At 74.0% G+C, this 26112-nt stretch carries 20 protein-coding genes; 13 read left to right on the top strand and 7 right to left on the bottom strand.

The genetic code is table 11. The features are described 5' to 3' along the window. The first annotated feature begins 96 nt into the window (after positions 1 to 96). Positions 97 to 1266 carry an arginine deiminase family protein gene (locus FF36_RS24740; protein ID WP_242422824.1) on the top strand — a complete coding sequence of 390 codons (1170 nt, stop codon included), beginning with the start codon at positions 97 to 99 and terminating at the stop codon, positions 1264 to 1266. Here FF36_RS24740 and FF36_RS24735 read toward each other — a convergent pair. Continuing rightward, a complete protein-coding gene (locus FF36_RS24735; RefSeq protein WP_236706543.1) occupies positions 1235 to 1498 on the bottom strand; it encodes a hypothetical protein in 264 nt (87 codons plus the stop codon). The genes FF36_RS24740 and FF36_RS24735 overlap by 32 nt on opposite strands. Positions 1499 to 1659: 161 nt before the next feature. On the opposite strand from FF36_RS24735, the gene FF36_RS24730 reads away from it, so the two are divergent. Beyond that, entirely contained in the window at positions 1660 to 2301 is a 642-nt protein-coding gene (locus tag FF36_RS24730) for a hypothetical protein (RefSeq protein ID WP_044887563.1), read from the top strand. Between the two features lie 231 nt (positions 2302 to 2532). Here FF36_RS24730 and FF36_RS24725 read toward each other — a convergent pair whose 3' ends face one another. Continuing rightward, on the bottom strand, positions 2533 to 4128 hold the full coding sequence (locus FF36_RS24725) for an FUSC family protein (RefSeq protein ID WP_044887562.1): 1596 nt from the start codon (positions 4126 to 4128) through the stop codon (positions 2533 to 2535). 99 nt (positions 4129 to 4227) lie between these two features. Here FF36_RS24725 and FF36_RS24720 point away from each other — a divergent pair, with 99 nt between their 5' ends. Beyond that, a complete protein-coding gene (locus FF36_RS24720; protein WP_044887561.1) occupies positions 4228 to 4728 on the top strand; it encodes a MarR family winged helix-turn-helix transcriptional regulator in 501 nt (166 codons plus the stop codon). After that, on the top strand, positions 4725 to 6125 hold the full coding sequence (locus tag FF36_RS24715; protein ID WP_242422821.1) for an alpha-amylase family glycosyl hydrolase: 1401 nt from the start codon (positions 4725 to 4727) through the stop codon (positions 6123 to 6125). The genes FF36_RS24720 and FF36_RS24715 overlap by 4 nt, the downstream gene beginning before the upstream one ends. A gap of 73 nt (positions 6126 to 6198) precedes the next feature. On the opposite strand, the gene purU is transcribed toward FF36_RS24715, so the two are convergent. The 3 genes from purU to FF36_RS24700 form a co-directional block, all read right to left on the bottom strand. Further along, the gene (purU, locus tag FF36_RS24710) at positions 6199 to 7143 is read right to left on the bottom strand and encodes a formyltetrahydrofolate deformylase (RefSeq protein ID WP_044887559.1); all 945 of its coding nucleotides are present in this window, start codon (positions 7141 to 7143) and stop codon (positions 6199 to 6201) included. 232 nt (positions 7144 to 7375) lie between these two features. Beyond that, entirely contained in the window at positions 7376 to 8161 is a 786-nt protein-coding gene (locus tag FF36_RS24705; protein ID WP_044887558.1) for a 4'-phosphopantetheinyl transferase family protein, read from the bottom strand. Between the two features lie 5 nt (positions 8162 to 8166). Beyond that, complete coding sequence (locus FF36_RS24700; protein WP_110431510.1) at positions 8167 to 9117, bottom strand: metallophosphoesterase family protein; 951 nt, start codon at positions 9115 to 9117, stop codon at positions 8167 to 8169. 297 nt (positions 9118 to 9414) lie between these two features. On the opposite strand from FF36_RS24700, the gene FF36_RS24695 reads away from it, so the two are divergent. Then, positions 9415 to 9789 (top strand): YkvA family protein, encoded by a 375-nt coding sequence (locus tag FF36_RS24695; RefSeq protein WP_044887576.1) that lies wholly within the window; start codon positions 9415 to 9417, stop codon positions 9787 to 9789. A 45-nt stretch (positions 9790 to 9834) separates the two neighbouring features. Here the strand turns inward: FF36_RS24695 and FF36_RS24690 are convergent, their stop codons facing one another. Then, the gene (locus tag FF36_RS24690) at positions 9835 to 11187 is read right to left on the bottom strand and encodes a WD40 repeat domain-containing protein (protein WP_052681395.1); all 1353 of its coding nucleotides are present in this window, start codon (positions 11185 to 11187) and stop codon (positions 9835 to 9837) included. Between the two features lie 595 nt (positions 11188 to 11782). Between FF36_RS24690 and FF36_RS24680 the strand changes: the two genes are divergently transcribed. Further along, positions 11783 to 12391 carry a DsbA family protein gene (locus FF36_RS24680; RefSeq protein ID WP_044887556.1) on the top strand — a complete coding sequence of 203 codons (609 nt, stop codon included), beginning with the start codon at positions 11783 to 11785 and terminating at the stop codon, positions 12389 to 12391. 158 nt (positions 12392 to 12549) lie between these two features. Here FF36_RS24680 and FF36_RS24675 read toward each other — a convergent pair whose 3' ends face one another. Next, the gene (locus FF36_RS24675; protein WP_044887555.1) at positions 12550 to 13125 is read right to left on the bottom strand and encodes a TerD family protein; all 576 of its coding nucleotides are present in this window, start codon (positions 13123 to 13125) and stop codon (positions 12550 to 12552) included. A 372-nt stretch (positions 13126 to 13497) separates the two neighbouring features. Between FF36_RS24675 and FF36_RS24670 the strand changes: the two genes are divergently transcribed. From FF36_RS24670 to FF36_RS24640, 7 genes are all read left to right on the top strand, one after another. Next, complete coding sequence (locus FF36_RS24670; protein WP_011603482.1) at positions 13498 to 13716, top strand: hypothetical protein; 219 nt, start codon at positions 13498 to 13500, stop codon at positions 13714 to 13716. A gap of 233 nt (positions 13717 to 13949) precedes the next feature. Continuing rightward, entirely contained in the window at positions 13950 to 15326 is a 1377-nt protein-coding gene (locus tag FF36_RS24665; protein ID WP_044887554.1) for a toll/interleukin-1 receptor domain-containing protein, read from the top strand. Next, positions 15323 to 17344 carry a TIR domain-containing protein gene (locus FF36_RS24660; RefSeq protein ID WP_242422817.1) on the top strand — a complete coding sequence of 674 codons (2022 nt, stop codon included), beginning with the start codon at positions 15323 to 15325 and terminating at the stop codon, positions 17342 to 17344. The genes FF36_RS24665 and FF36_RS24660 overlap by 4 nt, the downstream gene beginning before the upstream one ends. Before the next feature lie 175 nt (positions 17345 to 17519). Continuing rightward, positions 17520 to 18257, top strand: a complete 738-nt coding sequence (locus FF36_RS24655) for a hypothetical protein (RefSeq protein WP_044887553.1) — start codon at positions 17520 to 17522, stop codon at positions 18255 to 18257. Further along, entirely contained in the window at positions 18250 to 22284 is a 4035-nt protein-coding gene (fxsT, locus tag FF36_RS24650; protein WP_242422816.1) for an FxSxx-COOH system tetratricopeptide repeat protein, read from the top strand. The genes FF36_RS24655 and fxsT overlap by 8 nt, the downstream gene beginning before the upstream one ends. A gap of 71 nt (positions 22285 to 22355) precedes the next feature. Then, a complete protein-coding gene (locus tag FF36_RS24645; protein WP_044887571.1) occupies positions 22356 to 23522 on the top strand; it encodes a hypothetical protein in 1167 nt (388 codons plus the stop codon). Between the two features lie 128 nt (positions 23523 to 23650). Further along, the gene (locus tag FF36_RS24640) at positions 23651 to 26029 is read left to right on the top strand and encodes an aKG-HExxH-type peptide beta-hydroxylase (RefSeq protein WP_044887552.1); all 2379 of its coding nucleotides are present in this window, start codon (positions 23651 to 23653) and stop codon (positions 26027 to 26029) included. The last annotated feature ends 83 nt before the right edge of the window (positions 26030 to 26112 follow it).

The following is a 26112-nucleotide window of genomic DNA, read 5'->3' as shown; positions in this document are numbered from 1 at the left end:
TCAGACCGGATTTCGTCGTGGTGATGTGGCGAGCCGGCGGCCATCGTGGTTCCGTGCGCCGTTGCATACTGCCCAGATGAAATGTGGCGGCGCGCGGTGAGCGGGCCGATGGTGCTGATCCAGAATCCGACGGTCGTGCAGCCGGTGGAGACGTCGGTGTTCCGGCCGGGCCGGCCCGCCTACGACCCGGTCCGGGCTGCGGCGGAGTCGGCCGCCGTGCGGGCGGCGCTGACCGACCTCGGGGCCGATCCCCGCGCGCCGTCGGAGATTCTCGCCGCCCTACCCCGTGAGGTCCTGCTCGAACTGGCCGCCCGCGCCGTCAGCGCCGACGACGACGCCCGGCTGTCCGCGGCCCGCGACGTGATGCGCGACTGGTCCGTCCCGGCGCTCGTCCCGGTTGTGCTGCGCCAGCCTCGGCTGCTGCTCGACCCAGCCGCCGGCGGCGGCGTGATCGGCCCCGACCAGCCGGACGAGAGCTACGCCCTGCGCCCGCTCGCCGGCCTGATGTTTCCCCGCGACCACTACGTCGACCTCGGCGGGGCGATCGCCATCGGCCGGCTGCGCCGTCGCGACCGGGCGCGGGAGACGGTCGTGATGGCAGCGGTCCTGCGCGGCCTGCGGGGACGCTCGGCGGAGGTGCGGGTGCCCGAGCCACTGTTCCTGGCCGGCGGCGACCTCGTCACCTGCGACGGTGTCGCCGTCCTCGGCACCGGCGCGCGGACCAGCCCGGCGGCGTGGGGGCTGTTGCGCCCGCACCTGCTCGCCGCGTTCGGCCGGGTCGTGCGGGTTCGCGACGAGCTGCTCCGCCCGGGTGAGCCACACCTGGACCACTGGCTGGGGCTCGGCCCCGGCATCGCGCTGGTTGCCGCGGACCGGCTGCACGCGCCCGCCGTCGTCGAAAGTTACGGCGCGGCCAGCCGGGAGACGACCCTCGTCGACGCGCTGCGCAGCATCGAACTGGCCGTCTGCCCGCTGGCTCCGGAGACGGTCGCCGCGTTCGCCGCGGGGGTGTTCTTCCTGCCCGGCCCGCGGCCCGGGGCCTGGACGGCGGGCGGCGACGAGCCGGCGGCGCTGGTGTCGACGGCCAGCGCGCCGTGGACCGAGCCGGTGCTGTCCCGGTTTGGCGTGCACACCGTCGCCGTCCCGTTCGACGAGCATCACAAGCAGCTCGGCAGCCTGCACCGCGCGCTCAACACCGTCCCCGGTGTGCTCGGGGACGAGCCCGGCCGGGCGATCAGTGGATGGCGTCAGGACGCTGTCGGGTGAACCGGCGCGGCAGCCGGCCGAGCAGCCGACCGCGCCGCGTTTCGGTCGGCTCGGCGGCGACGCCCGGTTCATGATCGGCGGATGTCGGGGGTGGCGCGCTCGCGTCGGCGGCCGCCCGGGCCTGGAGCCGGGCGCGAATCTCGTCGGGGGAGTAGGAGCCGCGCTGGCGCTGGTCGCGGGCGACCAGGACGCCGGTCGCGGCCACCCCCGCCAGCCCGGCGACGCCGAGCACCTTCCCCCACCGGGCGAGCTGCAGCCCGCCGGCCGGACGCCCCCCGCCGGCCTGACGCGTTCGTCCAGGCTGACGCGTTCGTCCAGGCTGACGCGTGCCTCCAGGCTGATGCACTCCGTCAGGCTACGGCGTACCGGCCCGGATGGGGCATCCTTACCGGCATGCCCGATACGCGGATCGGCCTGACCGACGCCCTGGAGCTGGCCCGCACCGGTGACCTGTGGCTGTTCCGCGGTCGCACGGCGGCGGACCGAGCCATCCAGACGACGACGAACAGTCCGGTCAACCACGTCGGCATGGCGATCGTGCTCGACGATCTCCCCCCGCTGCTGTGGCACGCGGAGCTGGGTAAGTCGCTTCCCGACGTCTGGGCGGGCACGCACCACCGCGGGGTGCAGCTCCACGACCTGCGGGCGGCCGTGGAGGTCTGGGCCCGCCGCTATGGCCAGCGGGCCTGGCTGCGGCAGCTCTCGCCGGCGGTCGGCACCGGACGGGAGGACGCCGCGCTGCGCACGGTCGCCCGCCTCGACGGCACCCCGTTCCCGTCCACCGCCCAGCTCGCGACGCGCTGGCTACGCGGACGGTTCCCGCGCCCGCGCCGGGCGGTGTCCCCGCAGGCGCTGCAGACCGCCTACTGCGCCGAAGTCGTCGCCGTCACCTACGAGGCGATGGGCCTGCTCCCGCCCAACCGGGCGCCGAACTGGTACGACCCGGGGCGGTTCTGGAGCGGGGACGCGCTGGAGCTGCGCGCCGGCTTCAGCCTCGGCGGCGAGATCGCCGTGGACCTCACTGCCGGCACCTGACTGGGCTCGCGAGTCTGGTTGCGATCAGGAAAGGTTCGGCTGTGCTCCCTGATCCGGATCGTCGAGGCATGGAAGCAGAGACGCATTGATCGCGGCGGCTGCGATCGGGCAGCGCGGCGCGGCTCTGCGGCTCCGCGGCTCCGCGGTTCCGCGGAACCGCACGATCGCTGGGACCTGGGCCTGAGGCCGGGCGGTCTCGTGCGGTTCCGGGGCACACCACCGGCGCCTGATTCAGTGGCGGGCCGCGGCGGCAGCGGCGCGGCCCATGGCGCGACGGGTCTCGACGACGATGGTGCGTGCTCGAGCGATGTCGCGGCGCGCGACGGGGCCAGGTGGGGCGCCGCGGGCGTCGAGTTCACGGGTCAGCGCGCACAGGGCCGGTCGGCAGGCGAGCAGGGCCGCGACGGCGTCGTACCGGTGCGGCCGGATGGCCTGGCCGGGTCGGCGGTGTCGGCGTGGTCGGCGGGTCAACGCCCGGTGCGCCCGTAGCGGCGGGGCGACCAGGGCGAGCTGATCGAAGGCGGTCTCCAGCCGGTCGTGTGCATCGGCGAGGGCGGCCCGCATGACCTCGGGTGTCGTCCTGCTCGGGCGTGGCATGCGGGCGCGGCCCGTCTGGCAGACGACCAGGTAGTCCGTCAGGGCGGCAAGGAGGTCGGCGATCCGTCGGCGCAGGACGTCGCCCGTGCGCACCGGCAGGACGAACCAGGCCGCGGCCAGACCGATCGCCGCGCCCAGCACCACCGCGGCCAGCCTTTCCCGCAGCAGCCCCGTTCCGGTCTGCCCGTAGTACCCGTAGAGCAGAGCGAGCACGCCGGTGACGCACGCCGTCCAGTAGGCGTAGGACGCCGACCGCAGCCACACCCCGAGCGCGAGCAGGACGAAGATGAGCACGATCGACACGTCGTCGCCGGCGGGGAAGCGGCCCGCGACGACGGTGGCCGCCGCCGTCCCCACCGCCGCGCCGGCCAGCCGCTGCGCGCAGCGGTAGGCGACGTCGCCCCGGCCGCGGTTGCCGCTGTGGACCAGGTAGGCGGTGAGAACGAGCCAGGACCGGTGCTCGCCGAACACGTGGCGCCCCACGGCGAAGGCCGCCCCGAGGGCCACCGCAAGCTGGACCGCCATCCGGGTGCTCGCGGGAAGTCGCCGCCTGCGCCGTGCGATCCCGGGCGCCGAAGGCGGCGCGACTCCGGGCGCCGAAGGCGGCGCCGTCCGATCGGCCGCGACCGGCCTTGCTGTCGGCTGTTCCCGCCGGGCCGGCCGGCGAGGCGGACCTGGTGCGAACAGCCGAGCCTCGGCGTGCCGAGCGATCGTCACCCAACCGATCGCGATCAGCGCGATCGCGACGAGGTTGAGCCGCGACGTCGGCCCTTCGCCGGGCGGAACCGGGGTGACGAGCAGCGCGATGAACGGCAGCGTGGCCAGGGTGCCGGCCCAGGTGCCCACCGGCCCGAACCGCCGTGCCCAGACGGCGCCGCTGACCGCCGCGGTGAACAGGACCTCGCCCACGGTCCGATGCCGTCGGGAGAGGTCGGCGACCTCGCTCGCGAGTAGCGCCACCGACGGCGTCACGAGCAGCGGCAGCAGCCGCGTGGCCCGCGGGCCGTCCTGCCCGCCCCGCCCGACCCGGCTGAGCGTCAGCGCGAGGACCACGCCGAGTACGGAGATGCCGGCGGACGCGCCGGTCAGGCCACGCAGCGCCAGTGACGTGCCGAACGTGGCCAGCACGGCGCCCATCGTCACCGCCGCCGCCCGCAGCTCGGTGCGTCGATCGACGGACGGCGAGCCCGGGGCGCGAGCCGCCCGGCCACGTTCGAAGATAGTCGTCACAGCGAACTAATCTCCGCCCCCTGGTGGCACAAGTTGCATGGTAGCCGCATTCTACGGGCCTGATCACGACGGCTGATAGTAAGTGATAGCGTGCTAACTGTGCGAGCAGGACAGGCGGCAGGACAGGCGGAGAGCGCGGCGGCGGTCCGGCGGGCGGTGACGCGGCTGGGCCGCCGGCTGCGGGCGGAGCGACCGGCCGGCGCGCTCAGCGGGACCAAGCTGAGCGTGCTCGGCCACCTCTACCGGCTTGGCCCGAGCACCCCGGGTGCGATCGCCGCGGCCGAGCGGCACCAGCCGCAGTCGCTGTCGCGCACCTTCGCCGAGCTGCAGGCCGCCGGGCTGATCAGTCGGCGCCCCGGGGAACGCGACCGGCGGGCCGCGGTGTTGACGATCACGCCGGCCGGACGGGAGGCGCTCGTCCGCGATATGGCGGACCGCGACGCCTGGCTCGCGCAGGCCCTGGACATCTTCACGCAGGCCGAGGTGGACCTGCTGCGGATCGCCGCCGGCCTGCTCGAATCGCTGGCGGATCGCCCGGTGGGCCTGCGCGGCCTCGCGGGCGGCACCGACCTGGGCGCCGTCCTGGAGCAGCCGGCGTGACCACCCACCGGCCACCGCCTCCGCCTGCCTCATCACCGTCGTCCGCGTCGTCCGCGTCGCCGACCGGCGAGCCGGACTGGGTGCGCCACGCGATCTGGTGGCACGTCTATCCGCTCGGATTCGCCGGCGCCGACACCACCGGAGCCGACCGGCGGCCCACGCGCGGGCTCGCCCGGATTGCCGACTGGCTCGACTACGCGGTGCGGCTCGGGGCGTCCGGCCTCGCCCTGGGACCGATCTTCGCATCGTCGACCCACGGGTACGACACGGTCGACCACTTCCGGATCGACCCGCGGCTCGGCGACGACGCCGACTTCGACGATCTCGTCGCCCGCGCCCACCGGCGGGGGCTGCGGATTCTGCTCGACGGGGTGTTCAACCACGTCGGCCGGGAGCATCCCGCCTTCGCCGCATCGCCCGACGGCGGGGACGCGCCGCCGCGCCCGGACTGGTTCGTCCCCACGGGCGGGACCGGGCCGGGTGGACGGCCCGAGTACGCTACCTTCGAAGGCCACGGCAGCCTCGTCACGCTGCGGCACGCGAACCCGGCCGTCGCCGACCACGTCACCGAGATCATGACCCACTGGCTCGACCGGGGCGCCGACGGCTGGCGGCTCGACGCCGCCTACGCGGTCCCCGCCGACTTCTGGGCGCAGGTGCTGCCGCGGGTGCGTCGTGCCCACCCGGACGCCTACCTGGTCGGCGAGGTCATCCACGGCGACTACCCGGACATCGTCCGCCGCACCGGCCTGGACGCGGTCACCCAGTACGAGCTGTGGAAGGCGATCTGGAGCTCGCTGAACGACGCCAACCTGTTCGAACTGGCCTGGGCGCTGGGCCGGCACGACGGCTTCCTCGACAGCTTCGTCCCGCTCACCTTCGTCGGCAACCACGACGTCACCCGGCTCGCCAGCCGGCTGCGCGAACCGCGCCACCTGGCCCACGCACTCGTCGTGTTGTGCACCGTCGGCGGCACCCCGAGCGTCTACTACGGCGACGAGCAGGCGTTCGTCGGCGTCAAGGAGGACCGCGTCGGTGGCGACGACGCCGTCCGCCCCGCGTTCCCGGTCGGCCCGGCCGCGCTCGCCCCCTACGGCTGGCCGATCTACCGGCTGCACCAGGACCTCATCGGTCTGCGGCGGCGTCACCCCTGGCTGCACACCGCCCGCACCCGCCCGCTGCACCTGACCAACGAGCAGCTCGTCTACGAGACGAGCGCCGAGGGGCAGCGCCTGCTCGTCGTGCTCAACCTCGCCGGGGCCCCCGCCGACTGCCCCGCACCCGACGCCGGGCAGCTTGTCGCCGGCCACGCGGACCTGGTCCAGCCCGGCACGGCGCAGGCCCTCGCCCGCCTACCACCCTTCGGCTGGGCCGTCCTCGCCCCCGCCGACCACTGATCCCCGACCACTGACCCCAGCCCACTGATCCCCGCCCGCGGACCCCGCCGACCGCCCCCTGGCTGCACACCGATCAGGAGAACACGACCGTGCGGCGGCCGCTGATGAGGACGCGGTGCTCGACGTGCCAGGTCACAGCGCGAGCGAGCGCGCGGCACTCGACATCGCGGCCCAGCGCCGCGAGGCGGTCGGGACCGTCGGCGTGATCGACCCGGATGACGTCCTGCTCGATGATCGGGCCGTCGTCGAGCTCGGCGGTCACGTAGTGCGCGGTCGCGCCGATCAGCTTCACCCCGCGGGCGTGTGCCTGGTGGTAGGGCCGGGCGCCGGAGAAGCTCGGCAGGAACGAGTGGTGGATGTTGATCGCCCGGCCGGCGAGCAGCGCGCACAGCTCAGGGGAGAGGATCTGCATGTAGCGGGCGAGGACCACCAGGTCGATCCGTTCCCGCTCGATGATCTCCAGAATCCCCTGTTCCTGCCGGTCGCGGGTGGTCGGGTCGACCGGCAGGTGATGGAACGGGATGGCATAGGAGCCGGCGAGGTCGGCGAAGTCGGGATGATTCGACACGATGGCGGGGATGTCGACGTCGAGCAGCCCCGACCGGTGCCGGTAGAGCAGATCGTTGAGGCAGTGTCCGAACCGGCTCACCAGGATCAGCACGCGGGGGCGGACCGCCAGGTCATGGACTCGCCAGTCCATCGCGAACGGGCGGGCCACGGGGGCGAAGCCGGCCCGCAGCGCGTCCAGGGCGAGGCCCGGTTCCTCGGCGACGACGTGCACCCGCATGAAGAACCGGCCCGAGTCGGTGTCGCCGAACTGGGCGGCGTCGGCGATGTTGCCACCGGCGTCGGCGAGGAACGCGGAGACCGCCGCGACGATCCCGAGCCGGTCGGGGCAGGACAGCGTCAGGACGAACTCGCCGGCCGCCGTCCGGGCGGCGGGGCCGGTCGGTGGCCCGGGGGAGCGGCCGGGATCGGCGGAGTGCGGCGTCGCGCCGCGGTCTTCAGGGATGGGCACATCCCTTCCTACCTCGGCACGACCGGCCACACCCGGCGCGGCGCACCGGTCCTGCCCTTGCGTACCTGGCCGGAGCCGGGGCGGCGGCACGGGGGCCGGGCGCCCTACCGCGGCTTGCGACCCTGCACGCCCCTCGTGCGCGGCCGCCGGCCGGCGGGGAAGGCGCCGGGGCCGGTTCGTACCGCGGGGCGTCGTCGGCCGGCCGAGAGCGGGCGGCGCCCGCGATGGTGCCTCACCGCGCGTCCGGCACGGGCGGCACCGGTTCGCCGTCGAGGTGTGGGACGGTGATGGCGGTGAGCAGCAGGCCGCGGTCGACGAGCCAGTGGCCGTCGAAGCCGGTGAGTTCGCCGCCGTCGAGCGTCGGCCCGGTCACCAGCAGCTTCGCGGTGAACGTGCCGCGGGCCGGGGCGACGGTCACCGGCCTGGACAGCGCCGTGCCGCTGTCGGCTGCCGAGCCCGTCGGGACGGCTGTGCCTGTCGGGACGGCTGTGCCCGGGTCGATGGTGAGGGCGGCGTCCTCGAAGCCGAGCCAGCGCTGGGCCAGTGGGAACCACGCCTTGTACACCGACTCCTTGGCGCTGAACAGCAGCCGGTCCCAGTGCACGGTCGGCCGGGTCCGGGTGAGAGTGGCGAGCCAGCCCTCCTCGGCCGGGACGGTGATCTGCGCCGTGACGCCCTGAGGGTTGGGTTCGTTCGGTTCGGCGTCAATGCCGATCGTGCGCAGCCGCCCGGCGAACGCCACCGCCGCCGCCCGGTAGCCGGCGCAGTGGGTGATGCTACCGACCACCCCGTCCGGCCAGCGGGGGGCGCCACGATCGCCCGGCAGGATCGGCGCCGGCGGCAGGCCGAGGCCGGTCAGCGCCTGGTGCGCGCAGATGCGGGCGGTGGTGAACTCCCGGCGGCGCTTGTCGACGGCGCGGGCGAGCAGCGCGGCCTCCTCGGGGAACAGCACGGCGTTCGGGTTGTCCTCGAACGCCTCGACGGCGACGGCCGCGTCCGGCAGCAGGCTGGACAGCATCGCGGTCAGCTCCGCGCCGTCGACGGGGACCGGGTGGGACTCGGCGACGCCGCTCGCCCCTGCGCTCCAGCGGCCGGGGCCCCGCCGGGCTCCGACGGGTAGGGCAGGATCTGGCGGGGGCCGGCGAAGGGCCGGCCGTAGGCCTCCCATGCGACGCGTTCCCGGGGGTACCCCATCGAGACCTCTTCGAAGCGGACGCCGTCGTACCAGGTCGTGCGGGGGATGTGCAGGTGGCCGTAGACGACCGCGGCCGTGCGGTGACGCCGGTGCCAGTCGGCGGTGGCGGTCGTCCCGCACCACAGCACGAACGTCGGGTAGCGCAGGATGTCGGTGGGTTCCCGGACGAGCGGCCAGTGGTTGACGAGCACCGTCGGCACGGCCGGATCGAGGGCGGCCAGCCGCTCGGTGGTGTAGGCGACCCGGGCCCGGGACCAGGCGTCGATGGTGGGATGCGGATCGGGGTGCAGCAGCCACTCGTCGGTGCACACCACCCCGGTCTCCCGGGCCAGGGCGAGGGCCTGCTCCTTCGTCGCCGTGCCCGCCGGGCGGAAGCTGTAGTCGTACAGGGCGAACAGGGGCGCGACGACCACCGGGCCACCCTCGCCCGTCCACACCGGGAACGGATCCTCCGGGGTGACCACGCCGAGGCCGCGGGCGATCTCGACCAGGTGGCGGTACCGCTCCTCGCCGCGCAGCCGGAGCGGATCGTGCTTCGGCGTCCACAGCTCATGGTTGCCGGGCACCCAGATCACTTTGGCGAAACGCTGGGTGAACAGTTGCCAGACCGCCTCGATCTCGCCGGCGACCTCGGCCACGTCACCGGCCAGAATCAGCCAATCCTCCGGCGAACCGGGCTCGATACCCTCGACAATCAGCCGATTCTCCGAATAACCGACATGAATATCACTGACGGCCATCAGCCGACCGGGCGGCGCAGGTGAATCCACGGGGGACACGTCGAAAAGCCTACCGGCGCAGGCCGGCATGTGTCCGGCCGACGGTCGAACCTCGGGTCGTCACCCGTCCGACAACGCGGCGTCGATTCCACGGCTCCCCCGCCGCCCGCACCGGACAACAGCGCGACGACGGGGTGTCGGCGGCGTCGCGGCCGCGGTGGCGTGCGGCGGGCCGGACCGGCACCGGCGGGCGGCGTGGATGTTCGTAACGGCGGGACATCGGGCATGCCGTCAGGGATCATCGCCCCCGGGCCGCCGACCGGTCGCCGCGGGGACCGACCTGGAGTGGAGTGGATGATGGGTGACAGCTTCGGCACGGCGCTGCTCGTCGTCCTCGGCGCGCTCGTGGCCCTCGGCCTCGCGCTGGCGGTGGCCGCCCTCGTCGTCATCCGCCGATACGACCTGCCGCTGCGCGGCACTGTGGCGACGCTGGCCAGCCTCGCCTACGTCGTCTCGCCGGTCGATGCCGTCCCCGAGATCCCGCTCGGGCCGATCGGGCTGGTCGACGACCTCATGGTGATCATCGCTGCGGTCGTGTACGTCCGCGGCCTGATCGCCGCCCGCCGCGGCCTCGACCCCGCCGCGCTCGACCATCCCGGCCGGGCGCCCCGCGACCTGCCCCGCCAGCCGCCGCCGAGACTGCCCCGCGGACGCCAGGGCAACCGCCGCTGACGCCCCCGCGCCCGTCTCGCCGAGCCCGCCCGGGCCGAACCGCCGCTAACCGACGTTCCACAGCCGTACGGTGCGGTCCTCGCTGCCGGTGGCGAGGATGGTTGCGGTGAGAGCCAGCGTGGTGACGGTACCGGTGTGGCCCGTCAGAGGCCGACCGAGCTCGCTCGGTGCCGCCGGGTCGGCGATCTTCCACAGGGCGATGGTGTCGTCGCCGCCGACGGCGAGAATGTCCCCGGCGAGGGCCACCGCGGTGACGGCGCCGGTGTGCTCGGTCAGGGGCTGGCCGAGCGGGCGCGGACGCGCCGGCTCGGTGATGTCCCACAGCCGCACGCTGCGGCCGTCCCCGGCGGCGAGGAGCCGGCTGCCAGGAGCGAACGCCACCGGGCGGGCGGTGCCGGGTTGATCGGTCGCGGGGGGTAGGAGACCGAGCCGGGTCGGAGCGGCCGGGTGGGTGACGTCCCACAGCCGCACCGTGCCGTCGGTGGCGGTGGTGGCGAGGGCGCGCCCGTCCGGGCTGAAGACCGCCGCCGATACGGGGGCCACCTCGGTGAGGGGCACCCCGATCGCCCTGGGAGCCCGTGGGTCGGTGACATTCCACAGGCGGGTGGCGTGGTCGGCGCCGGTGGTGGCGAGGGTGCGGCCGTCCGGGCTGAACGCCACCGAACTCACTGCGCCGGCGTGCGGGGTGATCGTGGCGAATGGGCGGGGGTCGGTCGGCTTGGTGACGTTCCACAGGCGGACGGTGCCGTCGGTAGCGGCCGACGCCAGGATGTGTCCGTTCGCACTGAACGCCACGGACGTCACGGGCTGGACACCCCCAGCCAGAGGCTGGCCGAGCGGGCGGGGGTCGGTCGGCTTGGTGACGTTCCACAGGCGGACGGTGCCGTCGACGGCGGCGGTGGCGAGGGTGCGCCCGTCCGGGCTGAAGTCGACCGAGGTCACCGATCCGGCGGCCGTCAGTTCCAGGCCGATCTCGTGGGGGGGCGTGGCGGCCGCTCCGCCCCCGCCCCCGCCATCGCTGCCGTGACGCCACTGCACGGAGGACAGCACGATGGCGGCGCAGACTGCGAGCACAGCCGCGACGGTGACGATCACGCGCCCGCGCCCCCTTGCGGCGGGACCTGCGGGTCGTCCCGGCCGCCGCCGTTCACCGCCGAGCACGAGGGTCGCCGGGCGCGTGGGCGGGGTCGGCGCTGCCGGCTCCGGCCGGGCGCCGCGGTCGGCAGGTGGGGGCGTCGCCGTCCGGTCGGGCTCGGCTCCCGTGCCGGCCCTTGCCTGGATGAGCAGGGCGTGGACGCGCCCCGGGAAGGTCTGCGGCTCGCCGGGCGGCGCCGAGAACTGCGGCGTCCGCCGCGACAGGACGGCGATGACCTGGCCGGCGAAGGAGTCCGCTCGCATGGTCACTCCCCGGCCGGGGCATCCGACGGGGCCGCCCCGGCCGGCGCCACCGGCCCGGCCGGTGTACGCACCCCCGCGCCCCTGGGTCCGGGGGTGGATGGATCCGCCGGCGCAGCGGCGGGCGGAGGGNCGAGCGGGATCGCCCGGGCGAGGCGTTCGACGACCAGCGGTGCGGCGATTCCCACCGACACCGCGGCGAACGCCGTCGTCACCTGTCCCGATGCGGCCGCCGCAGCGGCGAGCCCCGCGCCGATCGCGAGCCGGACGACCTCGGCCACCAGGTAGGCCCAGGCCCCGACCTCCCGGGGCCGGCCCGTCCGCCACGGCCAGCGGCCCGATCGGCGGACCGCGGTGTAAAGATCGAGACCCTCGACCGCGAAGCCGCCGAACAGCCCCCACAGTGCCACTTCGACCCCTGGCATGAGCGAAACGTAACTGATTCGTCCCGTACGGCGCCGGAGATCGATGATGAGACCTGGATGTGTGCTCGCCGGCCGGTCGCCCCCCCCGGAGAGCGCACCGGCGTTGTGGCACTTGCCGTCGGCCGGCCGGGTCGGCGCGGAACATCGTGGGGCGCGTCGCTGTTCCCCGGGTTATGACCTCCGCCACGTTCGCGATCACCTGGGATTACCGCTGCCCGTTCGCGCGCAACGCGCACGAACACGTGCTCACCGGTCTTGCGGCCGGTGCCGACTGGAATGTCAGCTTCATCCCCTTCTCGCTGGGGCAGGCGCATGTCGAGGAGGGCCAGCCCAGCGTCTGGGAGAAGCCCGAGCAGGATTCCGGCATTCTCGCCCTGCAGGCCGGTGTCGTGATCCGGGATGAATACCCCGACCTGTTCCCGGCGGCTCATCGCGCGTTGTTCGCGGCGCGCCACGACGAGGGTCGTCATCTCGAGGACCGCGTGGTCATCCGGGAGACGCTCACCGCGGTCGGGCTGCCCGCGGACGAGGTGCTCGCCCGGGTCGACGACGGCGGGCTGGCTCGGGTCCAGACCGAGCACGAGCGCTACGTCGCCTCCCACTCCGTCTGGGGCGTGCCCACCTTCATCGCCGACGACCAGGCGGTCTTCGTGCGGTTGATGAACCGGGCTCCGCTCGGTGCCGAGGCGGCGCCGTCCATCCGGGCGGTGGAGCGCGTCGTCGACCAGCTCACCGGCTGGCCGGAGCTCAACGAGTTCAAGCACACCTCCATCCCCCGTTGAGCGCATCCCCGAGTTGAGCGCATCCCCGAGTTGAGCGCATCCCCGGGCTGAGCGCATCCCCGGGCTGAGCGCATCCCCGGGTTGAGCCCATCTCCGAGCCGGTGCCGGCCGGGACGGTCGGGTCGCCCACGGGGCGTCTCGGCCGGCCGGCCACGGGTTCAGACGTCGAGACCGTACCCGCGGGCGATCTCCGCCAGGCCGGCGACGCCACCCTCACCGAGCGCGCGAAAATGCCAGCCGCCGCCGTCGCGGTGCAGTTCACCGAACAGCATCGAGGTGTCCCGCGCGGCGGTGCTCGACAGGTCGTAGCGCACCAGCTCGTCGCCGGTGTCGGTGCTGACGACCCGGATGTACGCGCCGTGCACGTCACCGAAACTCTGATGCCGGTAGTCGGCGTTGTGGATGCTCACCGGGAACACGATGCGGGTGATCGCGCTGGACAACAGGTCGAGGCGCACGTCGATCTGCTCGTCGTCGCCCGCACCCTCGCCGGTGAGGTTGTCCCCGCGGTGCACGATCTCCCCGCGCGGGCTGCTCAGATTGTTGTAGTAGACGAAATAGCTCAGGCTGGGCGCCCGGTCGTTCTCCTGCAGGGCGATCGCACTCGCGTCGAGGTCGAACTCCTCCGCTCCTGGACGGTTGGGATCCCAGCCGAGGCCGACGGTGATGTGCGTGAGGGTTTCGGTGGCTTCGGTAAGAGCGACGCTGCCGCCCTTGGCGAGATCAATGCCCACTGTTCTCCGTTTCCGCGGCTTTCGCCGATCGATCCGGCCGGACCGGCCGGCCGGCCGGCCCGATTCACGTGATCAGCCAAGCACAGACGGACGCCGCCGGGGAGCGCATCCGGCGAGACTTCGCCGTCGTCGGGGGGGACAGCCGCCCGTGCCCGCGCGCCGACCACGGTCGACCGGGCCGGTGGGGCGACGACAGCGTGGACGGTCGGTCACCGCATGGTGGACGGCGGCACCCTCGCGCGGCGCTCCGGACGTCGTTGCTCACCCTCCGGCGGCTGCCGGTTTCACTGTGCGTCGGACGGCTGCCGTCCGGCGCCCGCGGGCCCGGCGTCGCGGGCGCGGCGAGGCCCGGATTGGCTAACGTCGGCAGGCGTGGATCACCTACCACTGCTCGTCGGCTCCGGCGACATCGCCCGCGCCCTGGGCCTCACCCGTCAGGCCATCGATCACCGACTGCGGGTCGATCCGGCCGCACCGAGTCCCGCCGCGGTCGTCAACCGCACCGCGACCTGGGGTGGTACTCGGATCTGGTGGCGGGAGGAGATCGACCGATGGCTGCGCCTCGAACCCGAACACTGGGAAGTGCACTGAGGGAAAGAACCCTCGTCGCCGGTTGACGGGGAGCAGAGAAGGCGTGATGGCGGCCCTCGGGCAGTGGAGGGTACGCGGAGTGGCGCCACCCGGGTGATGACGTGTTGAGACGTCATTGATACTTCCGTGTCGCGGGCATCGCCATCCGGGCGGTCGGCTGATAGCGTTTGGCGACACCGTCCGTCGGATGGCGGTGAGCCCGGGGGCGCGGTGATGGTAATCGAGTGTGCGCGATGAAGAGCTACTTCTTCGTCTCCTATGCCGCCAAAGAGGACCGTCGCTGGGTCCAGCGCTTTCACGCCGATCTGGAGTATGAGCTGGGCCTGCTCGTCGGGACCGCGGTCGGCGGAATCCTCGATACCAGGCCGCGGCCCGGCATGGACGCGGACCTCGCCCTCGCGGCGGGGGCCGGCCGTATCCGCTCGATGGTCGCGCTCTGCTCCGACCCGTTTTTCAAGGACGGTTGGTGCGGGCGCGAATGGGAGGTCTTCGGCGCCCGCGTCGAGAACTTCAGCAAGGCCGGCGCGACCAGGCTGGAGGATGGTTTCCTGCGGGTGTTGTGGCGGCCGACCCACGACCCGGTGCCGCCGGCGGCGCGCCCCGCCCTCGCCGACGCGCGGGTCGGGCTGCCCGAGGTCTACGGCCAGCACGGATTGCTGTGGCTCATGCGCAACATGCGGCGCGGGCCCAGCGGCTACTACGCCTTCGTCCGGCTGTTCGCGGCCCGGGTCATCGCCGCCCAGCAGATCGATCTCGACCCTCTGCCCGAGCTCGCGATCCGCGCCGCCGGCCCCGCCTTCGGCTCCCACGGCATCGACGGCACCGGGCAGGCACCGATCGGCGCTTCCGCGGAACTCGACGGCCGGCCGCCAACCAGCGGGGTGGTCCGGCGGCAGGGGCTGGGGTCACCCGCTTCGGGGCCGCTCGCTTCGGGGCCGCTCGCTTCGGGGCCGCTCGCTTCGGATCCGCTCGCTTCGGATCGCAGCCGTGGCGCTCGAGGCGGCGCCGCGGGAGAGGGCGCCGAGCGTGGTGGCGGGGATCGGGGCGCCGGCGCTCGGCGCGGTGGGGGCCGGGGCGGTGGGGACGATGGCGGGGGGGCCGTCCGGCCGCGGGCCGGGTCGGTCCCGGCGGGCGACCGTGGGGGCCGCGGGGCCGGGGCGTTCGCGACGGCGCCGGTGGATTCTCCGGCGGCCCCGCGGCGGGTCGCCGTCAGTTATGTCGGGGCCGACCAGCAGTGGGCCGACTGGCTCGAACAGCTCCTGCGCCGCGGCTGCCACGAGGTCCGGCAGGTGCGGTGGGCGCAGAACCGCGGCGAGCGGCTCGCCGAGACCGTGGACCGCATCGCCTCGTGGGATCCGGAGATCACGGTCGTGCTGTTGTCGCGGCACTACCGTGCGCCTCGGCCCGAGCATCCCGGCACCACCGAGACCGAGGCCTGGGAGCGCCTCGGCCTGGAGGGTCCGCTGGCCTGCCGCGTCGTGCGCGTCACGATCGACCCCCAGCCGTTGCCCGAGCCGCTGCGCACCCTCCGGACGCTGGACCTCAGCGGTCTGGAACCGGCGGTGGTCAACGAACTCCTGATGGAGGTGCGGGCCGGGGGCGACTGGTGAGCCCCGTGCCCGCCTTCGGCCGCCCGGGCCGCCTGCCCGGGCAGTCCCCGCCCGTGTGGCGCAGCCGCCGGGAGAACGAGCTGTTCGCCGGCCGGGACGACGAGCTGGAGCGCGTCTGGGACGGCCTGTGCCGGCACGGCCATCTCGTCCTCGTCCCCGAGGAGGACCTGTCCGACATCGGGAGGGCGGAGCTCGCCGGGGAGTACCAGCACCGTTACAAGCTGCGCTACGACGTCGCCTGGTGGGTGGACTGCACCCGGGGCGCCGACATCGCCGCCCAGCTCGACGAGCTCGCCGACCAGGCCCGCGCGCGGCTGGCCGACTGCGCCGCGGATGCCGCGCCGGTGCCTGGCGAGGGGTGGCTGCTGGTCTTCGCGGGGGTGGGCAGTCCCGAGGAGGCCGAGCCGTACCTGCCCGGCCGCGGCGCGCACTGCCTCATCGTCGCCGACCGGACGGTGGACTCCTGGCGGGATCGGACGGTGGCCATCGGGCCGCTGCGTCGGCGCGAGTCGGTCATGCTGCTCACCAGCGCCGCGCCCATGGTCGATCCGGCCACCGCCGCCCGGCTCGGCGAGCTGCTCGGCCACCGGCCCGGGCTGCTGGCCGAACTCGCCGGCTACCTGATCCGGGAGACGGCGGTGACCCCGGAGCTCTGCCAGCGTCTGCTCGAGATGGCGGTGCCCCGGCCGACCCCGCCCGCCGCCGAGCCGTCGCCCACATCCAGCGGCGCCGAGCCGGCCGTCGCGGGAGAGCCGGCGGACCCTGACGGCGCTGTCCGCCTCTCCGAGGGCAACGGTTCCGCGGAACCCCGCCGCGGTCGCGGCGTGCCGGACGGCCCCGACGTCTCGGGCTCCCGCGGGGCCCCCGACAGCCGCCGTGCCGCGGGCGGCCCCGGTGCTGCTCACGGCTCCGGTGCCGCGGGCAGCATCCGGGCAGCCCACGGCGGCGGTCCTGGTCACGGCGGCGACGCTGCCCACGGCGGCGGTCCTGGTCACGGCGGCGACGCTGCCCACGCGCAGGCGGCGGCCGCCCGGGAGGTCGACGCGCTGGTGGCGGCGCTGATGGAGGTGGAGTACATAGCCGAACCCGCCGGGTTCGAGCACTGGCTGGACGAGCTGACCCGCCTGCTTGGTCGCACCGTCGCACTGACCTCGCCGTGGCTCGCCGTCCGGCTGACCACCCTGGTCACCGAGGCAGTCCGCGAGCCAGGTCGCAGGATGCTCGACGCGCTGGTCCAGTCGCTGGAACTGGTCGCTCCCCGGGACGATCGGGCGGTCTCCGTCGTCCGCCGGCTCGTCGCCGAGCTGGCCGCTCGGCGTGCCGGTGGGCCCGAGCCGTCCGCCGATCCGGGGGTGCGGGCAGCCGGCCCTCAGTTCGTCTCCTGGCCGTTGGGCGACGGTGTCGCGCCGTCCGCGCCGCCGCCGCCCCGCGGGCCGGCCGGCGCGGCCGCCTACTACTTCTTCACCAGCCATGCTCATCGTCATGACCGGGACCGCGTCGTCGCCTTCCACCGGGAACTCGAGGCGGAACTGCGGCGCAAGGTCCGCCGGCGGGTCGAGCCGGCGGGCTTCCTCGACGCCGAACGGATGGGCGGCGGGGAACACTGGCCCACCGCGCTGCGCGACGCCGCGCGGACCGCGCCGGTGCTGGTCGCCCTGTGGTGCGACGACTACTTCGAGAGTGACTGGTGCGGCCGGGAGTTCGGGGTCTTTCAGGAACGGATTCGCCGGGCGACCAGGCCGGGGGGGAAACCTCCGGCGGGCATCATTCCGGTGCCCTGGCTGGTACGGGAGGCGGACGTGCCCGAGGCCGCGCGGGAGCTGCACATCGCGCGGATCGATCTTGGTCGGAAATACGACAACCTGCCTGTCCTGGACCTGATGCGACACCCCGCAGCGTTCGCGGAGTATGTGAGCCTGTTGGCCTACCGGGTCATGGACGTCGCTCGCGACGAACTACCGCCGCTGGCGGCCGACGCGACCGAGCTCGTGCGTTCCCCGTTCCACCCCGAGTCGTGATGTACCGCACAGGATCGGTTGCCCGACCGTCGGCGCGTCGCGGGTCGGGAACGGAATCCGGGGACCGTCGAGGAAAGAATGCGGTCTGGCCGGAGCCGGTCGCCGTGGACGTGAGAGGCACGGGTGTGATGGTGGGGCGGGCGCGCTGTCGTGGAATGCGACCCGAGGGGCGCCGATGACCCCTTTCTTCCTCGTGCATCATGCCCTTGCCGGGGGCGACGGCAGCTATGTGCAACGCTTCGCCGGCGACGTGCAGGACGGCGTCTACGAGCGGTTCGGTCGCCGCGAGGCGTTCACGGGCGGGGTTGCCGGGGCGGAGGCGTCCGCGCCGGGCTCGCCGGGACAGTCGAACGCGCAGGTGCTGTTGTCGCCGGTGCTGGTGGCGCTGTACTCCGACGCGTACTTCTCCGACCCGCAGTGCCGGGTCGAGTGGTCGCTGTTCCGGGAGCGGCTGCGCTGGCACCAGCACTTCACCGGGCGCCGCTCGCCGGCGCTGATCGGCGTCCCCTGGTCCATCCGGGCGGTAGCGCCCCCGGTGCCGATCCGGCAGACGGACATGATCGACGACGACTTCGGCGCCGAGTTCGCCGCGGGTGGAGCGCTGCGGCTGATCCGTGCCGCCCCCGCCTCGCCCGGCTACCGGCACCTGGTCGGGGCCGTCGTCGAGCTGATCGCGCGGGCTCGGGTGGACGGGCCGCCGTCGCTGTCCGAACGCGACGCCGAGCTCGTGCGGCTCTCCGGCCGGACCGCCTGGGCGGGCGGGGCCGCCGCCCAGGATCCGCGGCGGCCCGCACCACGCGCGGCGTTGCGCCTCGGCGGGGAGCGCCGGTGGCGGATGGCCGATCCCGAGCACACCCGCCGGCCCATCCTGCGTCGAGCCGGCGTCGCGGAAAGGGGCGAAGACGATGACTGAGGTCACCGGGAGAACCGAGGCCGCCGGGAGAACCGAGGCCGCCGGGAGAATCGAGGCCGCCGGGAGAATCGAGGCCGCCGGGAGAATCGAGGCCGCCGGGGGAACTGAGGCCAACGGGAGATCGGACCCCGCCGAGAGCCCGGCGCACATCGTCACCTTCTACTCGTACAAGGGCGGCGCCGGTCGCACGATGGCGGTGGCGAACGTCGCCTGGCTGCTCGCCGCGTCCGGCAAGCGGGTGCTCACCGTCGACTGGGACCTGGAATCCCCCGGCCTGCACCGCTACTTCCGGCCCTTCCTGCAGAACAAGGAGCTCGACAGCAGCGACGGCGTCACGGAGATGCTGGAGGGTTTCATCCGGGAGATCGACCGCCTGCAGAACGCCGGGCACCCGGGGCTGGAGCAGGTTGTGAGCCCGCCGGACGCGGCCGCCATCCGGGAGATCACTGCTCATTACAGCGACTTCCGGCACAACGTCGAGACGATCGAGTGGCCGGGTTTCCCCGCCGCCGGGCGCATCGACTTCCTCGGCCCGGGCCGGCAGACCGCCAAGAACGCCGTCGTCGCGGTGGCGCTGCCGTGGCCGGCGTTCTTCGAGGACACCGACGGGCGGGCCTACTTCGCCGCGCTGCGTGACCGCATGCGCTTCGCCGGCTACGACTATGTCCTGATCGACAGTCGGACCGGAACCTCGGACGCCGCGGGCATCTGCACCCAGTTGCTACCGGACACCGTCGTGGTCGGCTTCGCGCTGAACAACCAGTCGATCGACGGCGGCGCCGCGGTGGTGCGCCAGATCCGCGGCGGCGAGCGGGCCATCCGTATCCTGCCGGTCCCGATGCGGGTGGAGGACACCGAACAGCGCAAGCAGGAACTACGCCGCCGTGCGGCCTTCCACGCGTTCCGCCCGGCGCTGAGCGACCTGTGCGGACCGGATCTCCAGGCGCAGCGGGCGCGCCTGATCGAGCTGGAGGTCCCCTACAAGGCTGCCTACGCCTACGAGGAGGTGCTCGCGACCTTCCTCGAGGACCCCGCGAGCCGGTCGGGCCTGCAGGCCGCCTACCGGGTGCTGGCCAGCGTGATCACCGGGGATGAGTCGCTTTCCACCCGGCCGGTGCCCGCCGAGGAGCGGGAGCGGGTGCTGCGCGCCTTCGAGCACTACGGGCCGCCCGCCCCGCGCTCCGTGGCGGTCTTCGGCGCGCCGGAGGACCGGCCGTGGGTCGACTGGCTGGTCTCCGTGCTCACCCCGACCGGCGTGCGGGTTCGACCGGTGTCCCCGACCTCCGTCACCCAGGAGGACTTCCCCGCGGCCGACGCGCTGATCGTCGTCGGCTCGCCGAACCTCGGGCCGGACACTCCGGGCGAAGCGGCACTGCGTGCGGTGGTGCGCGCCCGCGGGCGCGACGGGGTCGCGCGAGCCGCGGCGAGCATCATCCAGGTCGGCGTGACGCGGCTGGACGACGACTACACCAGCGCCGAGCTGATCGGGCTGACGACGCTCGCGGAGCGGGAGGCGGCGGTCGAGGTCCTCGAACGCCTGGCCCTGCCCGTCCCCGGGATCGGTCTCGGCGACCTCACCGCGGTCACTGCCCGCTATCCGACGCGCCGCCCGCGGGTCTGGACGATGCCGACGATGTTCAGCCAGCCGTTCATCGGCCGTCACGTCCTGCTCGACACCCTGCGCGATCGGTTGCTGCCCGGCGGTCGGGCCACCGGCCCGGCCCTGCTGGTCGGCGGCGACGGGATCGGCAAGAGCGCGGTCGCGGCCCAGTTCGCCCTCCGGTTCGGGGCGGACTACGACGTCGTCCACTGGATCCCGGCCGGTGACGAGACGTCCGTGCGGCGCTCCCTGGCCGACCTCGCCGTCCTGCTGCGCCCGGACAGCGACGTGCCGCAGGCCCAGCGTTCCCCGTCGGAGCAGCTCGAACGGGTGGCACTGGACGCGCTGCGCCGCGGCGACCCGTCGTCGCGCTGGTTGCTGATCTACGACGGCGCGGGGGACCCGGCGTCGCTGGCCGGGCTGGTGCCGACGGCCACGTCCAACGGGCACGTGCTGATCACCTCGGCCGAGCCGGGGTGGCGGGACCAGCCCGGCGCCCTGTGGGTGGAGCCGTTCGCGCCCGAGGAGAGCCTGGCGTTCCTGCGCCAGTGGCTGCCCGCGGTCGACCGGGAGAGGCTGGAACTGGTCGCCAAACGCCTCGATCACCGCCCGTCCGGTCTTCGCACGGCCGTGGGTCGGCTGCGCCAGGACTGGCGCGGCGCGGAGATCGACGACCAGGCGGTCGACGCCTACCTGGCCCAGGCCGTCGGTGCCACGGCCGAGACGACGACCTGGACGGTGTCCTTCGAGACGCTGCGGTCCGCGGCGAGTCCGGTCCGACGGGCGGCGGCCCGCCTGTTGGAGCTGTGCGCCTTCCTGTCCCCGCAGGGCGTCCCGCGCGGCCTGCTGGAGTCACCGGTGATGCTGCGCTACCTGGCCGGAGAGGTCGGCGACGACACGATCGCCGACCCGACCGTGCTGCCCGAGTTGTGGGGGGAGATCCGCAAGCCTCGGCTGGCCGAGGTCGACGCCGTGCCGGAGGGGCAGTTGCGGCTGGCGGCGCGCTGGCAACTGCTGCTCGTCGAGCGGATGGCCCCGGCCGCGCGGACGGCGGCGCGCCAGGCGGTGCTCGGGGTCTTCGCCGAGATCGCGCTGGCCGCCCCACGGGCCGCCGACCCGGGAAGCTGGCCGATCTACCGGATGCTGGAGGAACAGGTCGTGCCCTCCGGCGCGATCGACAGCCCGTCGCCCGCCGTGCGCCAGTGGCTGGTGTCCCAGGTGTACGCGATGTGGCGGTCGGGCCGGCTGGAACTCGGCCGGGACATGGCCGAGCGCACGCTGGACCGCTGGCGGGAGCTGTTCGGGCCGGACGACCCGCTGACCCTGCGGATGGCCACCCACCTGGCGATGCTGCTGCGGGACCTCGGCCGGTTCCAGGCCGCCTACGACCTCAACACCGACACCCTCGCCCGCCAGCGCCACCACCTGGGCATCTATCACCGGCACACGCTGATCACCGCGATGAGTTACGGCATCGACAGCCGCGAGCTCGGGCGGTACGCGATGGCGGCGGCCGAGGACAGCAGCACCCTGCTGGGGTTCCGGGAGACCCTCGGCGACAACCACCTCGACACCCTCATGGCCGCGAGCAACCTTGCGTTGTCGACCTTCCTGGCGGGCCGCGCCCGAGAGGCGCTGAACCTCAGCCTGGACACGATGCAGCGGCTGCGGCTGGTCGGCGGCGAGAACACCTCGCAGTTCTGGTGGTTGCAGGCGCGGGCGGGAATCTGCCATCGCGAGCTCGGTGAACTGGAGCAGGCCGAGGGGCTGCTGCGGCAGGCCGCGACGAGCCTCGCCGACATCGAGGGGAGCACCACCCACCTGACGCTGCGCTGCAACAAGCACCTCGCGGTCGTCCTGCGCCTGCGGGGCAGCGCGGATGCCGCCGATCACCTGGCGGCGGAGACGCTGCGACGCTACGTCGAGATCTACGGCGAGGCGGACCTGGGCACGATCGCCTGCCGACTCAGCCGCGCGGGTCACCTGCACGCCCTTGGGGAGCATCACCGGGCCGCGGTCGAGGCCGAGTCGTGCCTGCGGGAATACCTGCGGCTGCATGGCCCCGAACATCCGTTCACGAACATCTGCCGGTCCGATCTGTCGATCTATCTGCGCGCCGACGGGCGGCCGGCCGAGGCGCTCGCACTCGCCGAGCAGGCATATCTCACGCTCGCCGACGAGCTCTATCTGCACCATCCGTTCGCCTTGGCCGCGGGGGTGAACCTCGGTGCCGCGCGGGTCGCGTTGGACGACGTCGACGAGGCCCGCCGGCTGGCGGAGGAACTGCTGCAGGAGGCCGAGATGTCCCTGGATCGGCATCATCCCCATCTGGCGACACTGCGTAATAACGTGGCGGTGCTGGCCGCCGGGAACGCGGATGGCGGGCACGGTCACCGGGACATCGACATCGACATCTCCAGTGTCTGAACCGATCTCCGCTCCGCATCGGACGCATGCGCCGGCCACCACCCGTCGGGACCCGGCAGAAGGAGGAGCTGATGGTGACTGTTCCAGATGACTCCCTTGAACCCAACATCTTCACCGCCCGGCATATCGGCGACGAATACAACGGCATCATGCGGGAATTTCGCCGGGCGGTTGCGATTGCTGGGGCGCAGCACATCGAATACTACGATCGCGGACTGCCGACGGTGGCGGCGGATCTGCTCGCCCACCCGGTTCTGGCCGAGAACTTCCGTGGTGCCCGCACGGTTGAGCGGGCCCGCCGGGACTACGAGACGATCGGCCGCCAGCTCAACCATCGGATGACCGAACTGAATGCCGCACTGTTCGGTGTGGCCGGCGGTCGCCTGATCAGGACGGTCTTCGCGGCGCCCGATCGGGCGGTGCTGTACTTCGACATCGACGAGGGGCAGTACATCGTCGGCGTGAGCCTCACCGCGGACGCCCTGGACGCCGCCGACCTGACGCTGTCGGCGGCGGCGGCGCGGATCCGGACGGCCCGGGGCCTCGCCGACCCCAACTATGGCGGGTACCACCAGGGCGGCTACTACCAGCCGCCGGGGGCGCCGTCGGCAACCGGAGCGCTCGACGCCCGGCCGAGGGAGGACGCCGGTGAAGACCATGCCGGTGAAGACCATGCCGGGGGAGACCATGCCGGCGAAGTCGAGGCCGGCGAAGTCGAGGCCGGGGGAGCGGCCCACATCTTCGCCTCGCTGCCACGGCCCTCGGTGCCGGTGTTCGCCAATCCCTGGGCCACTCTGATCCACCGGCGCTGGTCGCCGCTGCGCGATGGCCGCGAGGAGCTGTTCCAGGCGCAGGCGGTGAACATTCTTCAGCCGGCCGACCTCCAGTACATCGCGCTGGTGCGCGAGGGTCGGGTGAGCGCCGCGGACGTGCTGGACCACAGCGACCTGAACGAATTCTTCGTCGGTCCCGGGCGGACCGCTCGGCGGGACGCCTTCGAGCGGGTCGGCGCCGAGTTCCTGGTGCTGAGCGACCTGCTCGACGGGCTGCTGCGCTCGGTGCTCAACCGTCGCCTGACCCGCACCGTTCTCGACGTGGAGAAGGGCGCGCTGTATTTCCACCGGATCAGCCGGGACGAGGTTCTGCTCGGCGTCACTGTCGACCAGCGGCGGGTGGCCGACGCGGATCGGCGGTTCCAACTGCTCGTGCACCGATTCACCGCCGCCCGCGGGGAGTGATAGGCGGGCCTCGGTGCCGACGGGAACCCGTCGTTGGACGGGATCGCCGCCGATCCCGCCGCGCTATTCTTCGTCGTGCAGGTTCCTGCGCCGCAGGACGCGCACCGGCGTGGTGGGAGGCTCCACCGATGGCACACGATCCGACCCCCCTGCCCGGCGGTCTGGTGGACCTCTGCGGGTTCGACATCGACCGGCTCGCCGCATTGTCCGGCCCGGTGTCCGGGGAATGGCTGCGCCAGGTCGCGGCCTGGATCGGATATCCGGCCGCGCCGCTGCCGCCCGCCCTCGCCGCCGCGTTCAGCGGTTCGCTCACCACCGCCGGATACCAGCCCCGCAGCCGCCTGTACGGCGAGGTGTCGGACGGTGAGGTCCGGCGTGGCCGCGAGGTCGCCGAGCTGGCGCGTCCCGGCGAAGCGGCCGCGCTCCCGGCCGCCCCCTCCCCGGCGGCCGCGCGCCCCCGCCTTCCCCACGACCCTGCCCCGCTGACCGCCGCCGGGGCGTGGGCGGGGTTCGCCGGCTCGCGGGCCGGGCCGCCCGCGCCCTCGGCTCGCCACCGAGTCACTCACGGTGACGTCGACGCGGTGGCACGCGGGCGGGCCGGCCCCGCCGTGCTCACCGAGCTGCGTCGAGCCCAGATCAGCCGGCGGATGCTGCTGCTCTGGGCCGTCCTGCGCAGCATGCGCGCCGCCGATGTCGATGCCGAGACGCAAGCCTGCCTGGCCACGGCGGTGCGGGCGCTCGCCCGGGCCCAGCGGCGGGCGCCCGGTGAGGTGCACGCCCTGCTGCTGCACCCGACGGTCGGGATCTGGCTGGTGGACAGCCTGCGCCGGTGCTGGCGGGCGGCTGCTCGGGTCGACGGTGCTCGGGTTGACGGTGCTCGGGTTGACGGTGTCGGCGCGGCCGACGTCGACGGTCTGGGTTACCTCGGCGGGATCGCGATCGCCGCGGCCCTGCGCGCCCGGCAGCCGTGCCGGGTGCCGGTCCGGATCGTCGACGGGCTGATCGCCGTCCCGACCGTCGGCTGCGCCGTCGTGGGCGCGGCGGGCGGCTGGGCGCTTGCCGTCGTCACGCCGGCCGGCGCCGGGGGCGACCGGCCGTCGGCGCTGCGGGTGATGCTTCCCGACCGGTGCATCGTGGTGCGGCCCGATGATCCGCACCCGCCGACCGGGGGCGCCTGGCTCCCGGCGCGGTCTGCGTCGGCCGCCGCCGGGACCGCTGCCGCTGCCACTGCCGCTGCCGGCGGCCTCGAGCTGTCGCTGGAGGACACCGACCCGTTCCGCGGCAGCGACGCCCTCCCGCTGCCCGTCGCGGCGCGCGGCGGCCCGGCCACGGCGGCGCGCTGGCGGCGGCTGACCGGCGCGGCCGGAGCCATTCTGGCCTCGACAGATGCCAGCCAGGCGGCCGAGGTCGCCGGTACCCTGCGCGCCCTGGTGCCGCTGCGCGACGCGCCGGATCAGCCCAGCAGCAGCGCCACGGTGACCGACGCCCTCGGCACCATCATGATCACGCCACCGCTCGACGCGATGCGGCTTGCCATCGCGCTCGTCCACGAGGCGGCGCACAGCCGGCTGGAGATGCTGGGCGACATCACGCCGCTGGTACGGGCGGTCGAGGGCCCTCGGGTGCACTTCGCCCCCTGGCGCCCCGATCCCCGTCCGCTGGTCGCCGTCCTGCACGGCGCCTTCGCCTACTCCCGGATGGCCGCCTTCTGGGCGGCCCGCTGGGCGCGTCCGCCGGGCGCCGATGATCTGCAGGCGGCCTACGAGCTCGCCTGGTGCCGCGGGGCCCTGCGCCTGGCGCTGCCGGCGCTGCGGGCCGCCGGCGGCCTCACCGAGGCCGGTGACCACGTGGTCGCGGCGATGGAAGCCGACTGTGACGGCTGGGACCGCGTCGAGCTGCCGGCCGCGCTGACCCGGGCCGCCCGGCGCGTGTTGCGCGACGTCGGCGTGGTCTGGCGGCTGCGCAACATCCGCCCCGACGCCGAGCACATCGCCGGTTGGGCGTGGGACTGGCTGGCTGGCCGGCCCTGCGGACGCCCGGCGCCGCCGCGCTCCCGGGTGGAGCCCTGGACCACGCCGCACCCGGTGCACCGCCACGCCCGCCAGCGGCTCACCGCCCTCGCCTTCGCCTCGCCCCGCTGCGGCGGCCTGCACCTGCCCGGCGCGGCCACGGCCGGGGATCGGGCGGCCGTCGCCGGTGACACCGCCCGCGCGGCGGTCGAGTTCCGCCGGGAGCTGCGCGAGCGGCCGGGACGGGTGGAGTCCTTCGCCGGGCTGGCGCTGATCCACGCCGCCCGGGTCGGCGGTGGGCTGGAACGACGGCTCTGCCTCGATCATCCCGAAGCGCTGCTGGCGCTCGGTGAGCGGATCCGCGCCGCCACAGGTCGCACCCCCGACCTGCCCGACCTCACCGCCTGGATCGCCGCCGCCCGCCCCACGGGCCCCACCCGGCCGGTTCGGCGCACGGTCACCCGCGCGCAGCGAACCCCCGCCGCGTCCACCTGCTGACCCGTGGTTGTGCCGCTCCCGCGTAAGAGCGGGAGTGTCACGGAAAGCGTCAGGCCTATGGCGTTCCGCGTTCATATCTTCTA

The organism is Frankia torreyi, assembly GCF_000948395.1.
GTDB lineage: Bacteria > Actinomycetota > Actinomycetes > Frankiales > Frankiaceae > Frankia > Frankia torreyi.
The sequence above is the reverse complement of the archived record's forward strand: the minus strand, read 5'-3'. Positions and strand labels throughout refer to the sequence as shown.